This is a genomic window from Kitasatospora sp. NPDC085879, assembly GCF_040686255.1.
In the GTDB taxonomy this organism is placed as follows: domain Bacteria; phylum Actinomycetota; class Actinomycetes; order Streptomycetales; family Streptomycetaceae; genus Kitasatospora.
Map to the genome: position 1 here is coordinate 1 of NZ_JBFBJZ010000141.1, position 7,708 is coordinate 7,708.

At 64.1% G+C, this 7,708-nt stretch carries 4 protein-coding genes and 1 pseudogene; 3 read left to right on the forward strand and 2 right to left on the reverse strand.

Going from position 1 to position 7,708, the window contains the following annotated elements; all coding sequences use genetic code 11:
- The first annotated feature begins 684 nt into the window (after positions 1-684).
- The 3 genes and pseudogenes from AB0P35_RS40845 to AB0P35_RS40855 all read left to right on the forward strand — a co-directional run.
- Positions 685-1,293, forward strand: a complete 609-nt coding sequence (locus AB0P35_RS40845) for a winged helix-turn-helix domain-containing protein (protein ID WP_363521419.1) — start codon at positions 685-687, stop codon at positions 1,291-1,293.
- A 496-nt stretch (positions 1,294-1,789) separates the two neighbouring features.
- The gene (gene ltrA, locus AB0P35_RS40850) at positions 1,790-3,259 is read left to right on the forward strand and encodes a group II intron reverse transcriptase/maturase (protein ID WP_363521422.1); all 1,470 of its coding nucleotides are present in this window, start codon (positions 1,790-1,792) and stop codon (positions 3,257-3,259) included.
- Positions 3,260-3,372: 113 nt separating this feature from the next.
- Positions 3,373-3,918 (forward strand): annotated as a pseudogene (locus AB0P35_RS40855) (transposase); the annotation flags it as partial.
- Positions 3,919-4,593: 675 nt separating this feature from the next.
- Here AB0P35_RS40855 and AB0P35_RS40860 read toward each other — a convergent pair.
- Entirely contained in the window at positions 4,594-5,940 is a 1,347-nt protein-coding gene (locus AB0P35_RS40860; RefSeq protein ID WP_363521425.1) for a cytochrome P450, read from the reverse strand.
- A gap of 56 nt (positions 5,941-5,996) precedes the next feature.
- Positions 5,997-6,968 carry a hypothetical protein gene (locus tag AB0P35_RS40865; RefSeq protein WP_363521428.1) on the reverse strand — a complete coding sequence of 324 codons (972 nt, stop codon included), beginning with the start codon at positions 6,966-6,968 and terminating at the stop codon, positions 5,997-5,999.
- Positions 6,969-7,708 lie beyond the last annotated feature (740 nt).

Here is a 7,708-nt window from a genome sequence, read left to right on the forward strand (position 1 = left end):
GGCATCCGCTGTTCGCCCACATCACGCTGACCCGATCCGAGCGCTCGCCGATCGCCGCCCTCGTCACCGAGATGCTGGAGGACGTTCAGCCGTAGAGGGCACCCCCACGCTCGGCTCGGACCTCCGAGGGAATGGGGCGAGCGGACGCGGTACATGAGTCTTGAGGACGGCGCACACATCATCCGAGGAGCAGCGATGAACCGCCCCATGTCCCGCACACGCCCCGTCTCCCCGCACACTACCGGCGAGCAGCGCCGGGATGTCAGAGATCAGCTGGAGCTGATGGCTGAGGAGATTCGGCGTCTCGCTTTTACCCTCCAAGCCATGGTGCTGCGTACCGCGCCGGTGCCGTACGGCCGCGTCCCTGATCCAGCGGCAGCGACTCGTGCGGGTGACACCGAGCCGGAATGACGGCCTTGTGCCGGTGCGGGTCCCACGCTTGCTCTGCCCGCCCGTGTCGGCGACAACGGGCCTGGCTGGTCTCGATCAGCGTCCTCATCGGCGCGTGCTGGCCGCAAGCAGGCAAAGCAGTCGTCGGCGCAACGGCAGCGCAGTGCGTATCCCGTTTCCGTCCTCCTGCCCCATGGGACTGGAACCGCTTCTACCGGTGCTTCTGAACTTGATTGAGTGATGTCGGAGCCGTTCGCCTGACAGCGGTGGGTGGGCTCCGGTAGCTCTGGGTTCGTGAGGTACGCGCAGGGCGGCGGGCTGACCGACGCCGAGAGGGCCGCGCGGGAGCGGATCCGGCTTCAGGCCGTGGAACGCTTCGAGGGCGGGGAGAAGAACCGGGAGATCGCTGTCGCGCTGCGGGTGAGCGAGCGGTCGGTGGAGCGGTGGCGCCGGGCCTGGCGCGAGCGTGGAGAGGCGGGTGTCCAGTCGAAGGGATCGCCGGGTCGCCCGAGGCTCGGTCCAGCCCAGATCGCCAGGCTGGAAAGGGAGTTGGAGCGCGGACCGCTCGCCCATGGCTGGGCGGACCAGCGGTGGACGCTCGCGCGGATCAAGACGCTGATCGGCCGGCTGTTCCACGTCTCCTACACGGTCGAGGGCACGTGGCAGCTGCTCAAGCGGCACGGCTGGTCGTGGCAGCAGCCCGCCCGCCGGGCAATCGAGCGCGACGACGCGGCGGTCGAGGTGTGGAAGAAGGAGACCTGGCCGCGGGTAAGAGCTGTGCGGCGGCCCTCGGAGCCTGGATCGTCTTCGAGTTGCGCCGTGATGCGCTGTGTTTCGTGTGGAGGTGAGAGACCTTCACCGCTGACCTGTCGTAGCAGGGAGGTGGAGCTGGGGGCAGCCTGATCCGGGTGATGCCGGGGAGGGCGGGAGCGGCCCTGACAAAGCCGGGACGTGCCAGTACTGCCAGATGGCGCGGGTCCGGCGAGCGGGATGGAGAGGAGTACGCGAGGAACCGGCGTCTTTACGTCTCTTAACGATGTCATCGGCTCGAACCTGGCGGATCTGGGCCGGAAGCGGTGCGCACTCGTCGCGGGGCGGCGGGGAACTCCTTGGCCGGTCTTTCGAAGCTGGCCGGGAGGCCACGAGGAAGGACTACGGCGTACTCGTGGCGATGCCGCAGGGACACAGTCGGGCTCCTACTTCGTCGAGCGAAATGCAGTGAACACGGGAACCACCCGGTCACACCTCCCCGGTGACGGACAGCCAATCCGCCGGCGGGGATAGGCGCATCGACCGCCGAACGGGCCGGGTGGGGCGGAGCCGCCGTAGTACTCCGAGCCGGGGAGAGCCCGGTGCATGGGGAAGGGCGGCAGCGGTATCGAGAGGGGAGGAGGCTGCAATGCCGAAAGAGGCACCGCTGAACAGCGGCGCTCTGCTGGAGACGGTCCCGGTGGGGCCGCGCCAGCGGGTATCGGAGATGCAGGCCAAGCTTCACCGTTGGGCGGTGGCCGATTCCGGCCGCCGGTTCGATGATCTGTTCAACCTCGTGCGCGACCCGGCGACGCTGATCGCGGCGTTCGACCGGGTCGCGGGCAACCGGGGAGCTGGCACTCCTGGCGTGGACGGCCTGACGGCCGCAGACGTCGAGGAGACGCTGGGCGTTCCCGGGCTCCTGGACGACCTGCGCGCCCAGCTCAAGTCGGGTGCGTTCCGGCCGCTGCCGGTGCGGGAGAAGACGATTCCCAAGCCGGGCGGGTCGGGGAAGGTGCGGCGGCTGGGGATTCCCACGGTCGCCGACCGGGTCGTGCAGGCTGCGCTGAAGCTGGTGCTGGAGCCGATCTTCGAGGCCGACTTCAAGCCGGTCTCCTACGGGTTCCGGCCCAAGCGGCGGGCCCAGGACGCGATTGCCGAGATCCACTTGTATGGCACCTGCGGCTACCGCTGGGTGCTGGACGCGGACATCGCGGCGTGCTTCGACGAGATCGATCACGTCGCGTTGATGGACCGGGTCCGGAGGCGGGTCAAGGACAAGCGGGTTCTGGCGCTGGTCAAGGCGTTCTTGAAGTCCGGGCTGCTGAACGAGCTCGGGGAACTCCAGGACACCTACACCGGCACGCCGCAAGGGGGCATCCTGTCCCCGCTGCTGGCCAACATCGCCCTGTCGGTGCTCGACGAGCACCTGCACCGGGCGTGGGAAGGCGGCGGGGAACTGTCCACCGAGTACAGGCGCGGACGAGGCCGGGCCAAGGGCCTGCCCTCGTGGCGGCTGGTCCGCTACGCGGACGACTTCGTCGTCCTGGTCCACGGGACCAGGCAGGACACCGAGGCACTGCGCGAGGAGATCGCCCAAGTGCTCGCACCGATGGGGCTGCGGCTGTCACCGGCCAAGACCCAGGTGGTGCACCTGAGCGAAGGGTTCGACTTCCTGGGGTTCCACATCCAGTGGCGCCGCAAGAGGGGAACGGACAAGTGGTACGTCTACACCTTCATCGCCGAACGACCCCTTCGGTCGATCAAGGCGAAGATCCGCTCCCTGACCCACAGAACGTCGCAGCAGGACCTGGCTGTGGTGCTGATCAACTTGAACAGAGCCACACAGGGTTGGGCCCACTACTTCCGGCACGCCGTCGCGAAGCACGTATTCACCAAGGTGGACGACATCGTCTGGTGGCGACTCGTCCGCCTGCTACGTGAACGGCACCGCTGGAATTGGAGGGACTTCCGCCGACGATTCACCACCCCCAGCGGGCGGTGGCTTCCGATCTCGGCGGGCGAGATCAGACTGCGGAAGATCAGCGCGATCCCGGTCACCCGGTATCGCTACCGCGGCAACAAGATCCCCACCCCCTGGGTCCCCGAGACCGCCTGACGACAGAGACCGTGGAGAGCCCGTTGCGTTGAGAGGCGCACGGCGGGTTCGGCGAGAGGTCCGGGGAAACGGACCAGGAGTAATCCCGACACCGCGCCCCGGGCCTACTCAGCGACGAAGCCGGGCAGTCGATGACGCCGCCGCGTGCCAGGACCTGGGGCCGGATCGGCCGGACCCCCGTCGTCAGGGTGCGCGGCCGGGGCTCCGGCCGGGTGTCGATGGCGGGCATGACCTGCTACAAACCCGGCGAACGGTCCCGGCTGATCTACCGCATCCGCGAGTACCGGGGCCGCAAGGACGAGCCGAAGGGCTTCGGCTGGCGCGACTTCCGGGACCTGATCGTCCGCGCCCGGATCCAGCTCGGCGGCCCGATCGTGCTGGTCTGGGACAACGTCCGCCTCCACCTGACCAAGCCGCTGCGGGATTTCATCGCTGCGAACGCAGACTGGCTCGCCGTGTTCCAGCTGCCCACCTACGCGCCGGACCTCAACCCGCAGGAGGGCGTCTGGTCGCTGGTCAAACGCGACATCGGCAACCTCGCCGCCGCCGACCTCGGCCAGATCACCCGGGCCGTGAAGCGCCGACTCAAACAGATCCAGCATCGCCCCGACCTGGTCGACGGCTGCCTCGCCGGCACCGGCCTACTCATGGACGGCTGACCGACATCACATATTCAAGTTCAGTTGCTGGGCTGTCTCGCCGTCGGTGGCAGGCTCACCGGCCCCGCGAACAGGACCCGCGGCGAGAGCGATCCCACCTTCCGGCCCGGCGCGCGGCTGCGTAAGCAGGACAAAGCCCTCACCGACGGCAAGCCGACCCAGCAGCAGACCACGCTGCTGGACGCGCACCACGGACCCGCTGCCGAGACCGCCGCCGGGCTGACCAGACCCGAACGCCGTCCCGGCCGCCCTGGCCGGAACGGCCACGACCCGGGGAGAGAAGCGACCACCACCGTGACCACCCAGCTGCCCGCGGTTTTGGGAACGCCCGTGGGAGTGCGCCACTTGTGGCGACGACAGCGACGCGCTGTTCAGGGTTCCAGTTCCCGCAAGGTCCGCACCCAGCTGCACAGGCGCCGGATCCGGCCCCCTGTCCCGCCCGAACGGATCGACCGAGCGGTCGGCCGAATTGGGCACAGACAGTACGGCGGCAGGCCATCGGTCTTCGACAGCCGGACCTCCGAGCTCTCCAATGTTGTGGAGCGGTGCTTCAATCGGCTCACACAACGGCGAGTCCAGGCCCCTGTGGATCTGATATTAAAGACAGGTCATGGCCGAGGTTGGCGTTAATATATCGCCGTGGCCGGGATTCCTTCCGGCCACGATGCAGCCCCATCATCTACGCGTAACCTTAACGCGAAGCCGATCTGGGGAGACCATTGCCGAAACTTTTTCTTTCGTCGCTCGCCGGCCGCAACGATGGAGCCTCCACCTGGAGAGTATCGAAGCGGCAATGATGGTCATCTCAGCCCAAGCAAATGAGTCACCAATGCATTGGCGACTTCCGGCCGAGAAGGGGATGAAGGTTCCGGAGCGAGCAGCCATTTCCTTCCCTGTCCAGCGATCCGGATCGAACGAAAGGGGGCTGGAATAGTAAGCTTCGTCGCGATGTAGAGCATATGGGCTGATAAGTATTTCAGCCCCCGCTGGGAGCGTACAGCCTCCCAGATCGACCGACTCCTTGGATCGGCGCATGAAAATCCAGATGGGGCAGTGGAGCCTAAGCGTTTCCGTCAGTGCCCTCCGCAGGTACGTCAGGTAGGGAAGGCTGCTGAATGAAATTGACCAGCCATCCATGACAGATTCCACTTCAGACAGAATCCGCCGTTCCACATCAGCTCGCTGGCTGATCTCATGAAAGAACCATGAAAGGGTTAGGGCTGAAGACTCGGTGCCAGCGATGATAGTTGTCATCACCTCGGCTGCGACCTCGTCGTTGGTCATTGATTCGCCTGTGCGGACGTCCTGCGCCGTCAGCATCATGGAAAGCAGGTCGCCGTGATCGATTCCGCCCATCCGATATCTGTCGATCACCTGATCGACGGCGCTCCGCAGGCTGTTCTTGGCCGCTTTGAATCGTCGACTTTCCGGCAGTGGGAATTTTTCGAGGCGATCGATCGGGAGTATTGTGCGCAAAGCTATCCCGCGCAGCACGATGGGCAGCGCTGACTGAATTTCCGAAAGGAACAGCCCATCGGCGTCGACCGAGAGCATCGACTTTGCGACGATTTTGAGGGTCAGGGCGTGAAGCCTCTCCTTCATGTCCACTATCTGACCGGATCTCCACGAATCGGCTTCCTCCCTTGCCAGTCCTTCCATCAGTGCGGCATATTGATCGAGTCGTGCATGGTGGAAGGCCGGCTGCATCAGCCGGCGCTGACGCTTGTGGAAGGTGCCGTCTGACGAGGGTAGTCCGTTCCCCAATGCATCGCGTGATTTGTCGAACAGACGCCCCTTGTCATACTTATTCCCATCTGTCACCAATATGCGGTGGATGAGGCCTGGTGAATTGGCTACGTATACCTCTCTTGATCCAATGTTGATGCGCACCAACTCCCCACGTTTCCGCAGTTCTGTCATGAATCCCAGCGGGTCGGCTGCCAACTCCAGGGCATGCCCAACAATAGGTATTTTCCAGCCCGCCCTCGGAGCCATTCCGGAAACCGGCGCTGCGTGGTTCATATTGGAGGTTCACCATTCGATGTTCGGTCGCCCGTAGCGGGCTGCGGTACTGACGCTTATGTGGGCCTGTAGCGAGAGCTTTCCTGATGCCATCGGAGGCTCCCGGATATCCAATTCTCAATTCCTGAAATATAATTCAGAAGATCCCCCCTTGTTGCATGGGGTCGTAGTAGGTCGGATTTCGCGGCTATGAGGTCATGCGTGCGCTGTTCGATCATCTCCAGGGTTCGGTTCATGGCTTGCTTCCAAGTTTCACAACCTTCACTCCGGAGAACTGCGACGATATTATTCATCTCTCCATGCATAAGCTCCTTCCGAAGTGAAAATACGTCATTGGTCCAGCAGATTATGTCGTTCGCCGCCTCCTGGAGGTCGAAAATTCTCCGGTTGCCCTCGTGGTGCTTGGAGAGGCGGATGCGGTTCGAGGCTTCGATGAGATCAATGCATGTCTTTACGGCGCCGCTGTTTCGCCGAAAAGATCGATATGATGCGAGGTCGAGGGGTCCAGAGTTGCGCGAATTTGCAGCGTCGCTGCAGTAAGTCATGGCATATGAGCGGGTATGAGTGGCGAATCGAAGTTTCCAGAGGGCTGGGACACTAAGATCGTCAATACCTTCAAGTATGTCGCGCAAGGATGTCAGGAAGGGGCTTGCAGAGCCATTTTTGCGCGGAGAGTCGGCCGCCCATTCCTCAAGGGTATGGCAAATTTCGGAAACGATTCTCCTGGCTTCCTCTTCCCCTCCGCTGAGGATGTTTTCATCGAACTGATCATCGAGCATGAAAAGCCATACCACCCACTTTGCCGGTACGGACAGGTCCGAGGCTCTCGGGTAGGTCAGCGCGGCGCACGAGCCGAAACGTGCCGACGTGAACCGGTCTTTCGGGCCGGCGCCGGCCACAAGGCGATGCTGCTCGGCCCAGGCGAGGAGATCCGACTCGATGGCGGATCCGTTGGGGTGAATCTCCGCCGGAAACGGGCAGAATATCTTAGAGGGGGAGCCGGCCGGGAGTCGGTCAGGGCCATTCACGGTTTTCACAGTACTTTCTCAGATGAAGAGTGCAGTCCGAAAGTCAGGCGCTGGCCCGGTCGAGTGGCCGCATGGCGCAGCGCGTGGGATTTTATTAACCGTTGGTAAACATCTTTAAAGGTGTGATCCTAGTGATCGGTGTGATCGAGAGGAAGGGCCCAGATCTCCCTTTGGGTCCACAGGCCTAGAACGTGAGCAAACTACTATGTGATCGGCAATGAGGCCCGTTTCCAGGCGCCCGGCCCGTGCTCCGATCTGGCTGCCATCCCCGGGGGCGAGACCTTCTCCGCCGGACGACTGAACCCGGCCTGGTGAGGGCCTTCCGCGGTCTGCCGCCCTCGTGGTCGGCCAGTTACAGCCCGGGCGCTCTGCTCCGGCGCCAGGTGCCCGGGCATGTGTATGGAGCGACCGGCCTGACCTGCGCGTTTCATCCGGGGTCGCGTCCGGATCATGATCGGAAAAGCGAAAGTGCCTTCTGAGCTGCAATGCCGGTGAGTTAGCCTGCGCGTTTCATCTGGGGGCGCGTCCGGATCATGATCGGAAAAGCGAAAGTGCCTTCTGAGCTGCAACGATGAGGCTTGTCTAAGGTCCCAGTCGTACCAGCAGGAAGGCACTTTCTGCGTGCACCCTACCCGGTCCCGACCCAAGCTCGTCGTCAGCGCCGACGGGCACGGGGTGGTCAACCACGCCGGCTCGCGTCTGCTCGCGGATCTGGCCGACGCCACCACGCTGACCAGCGC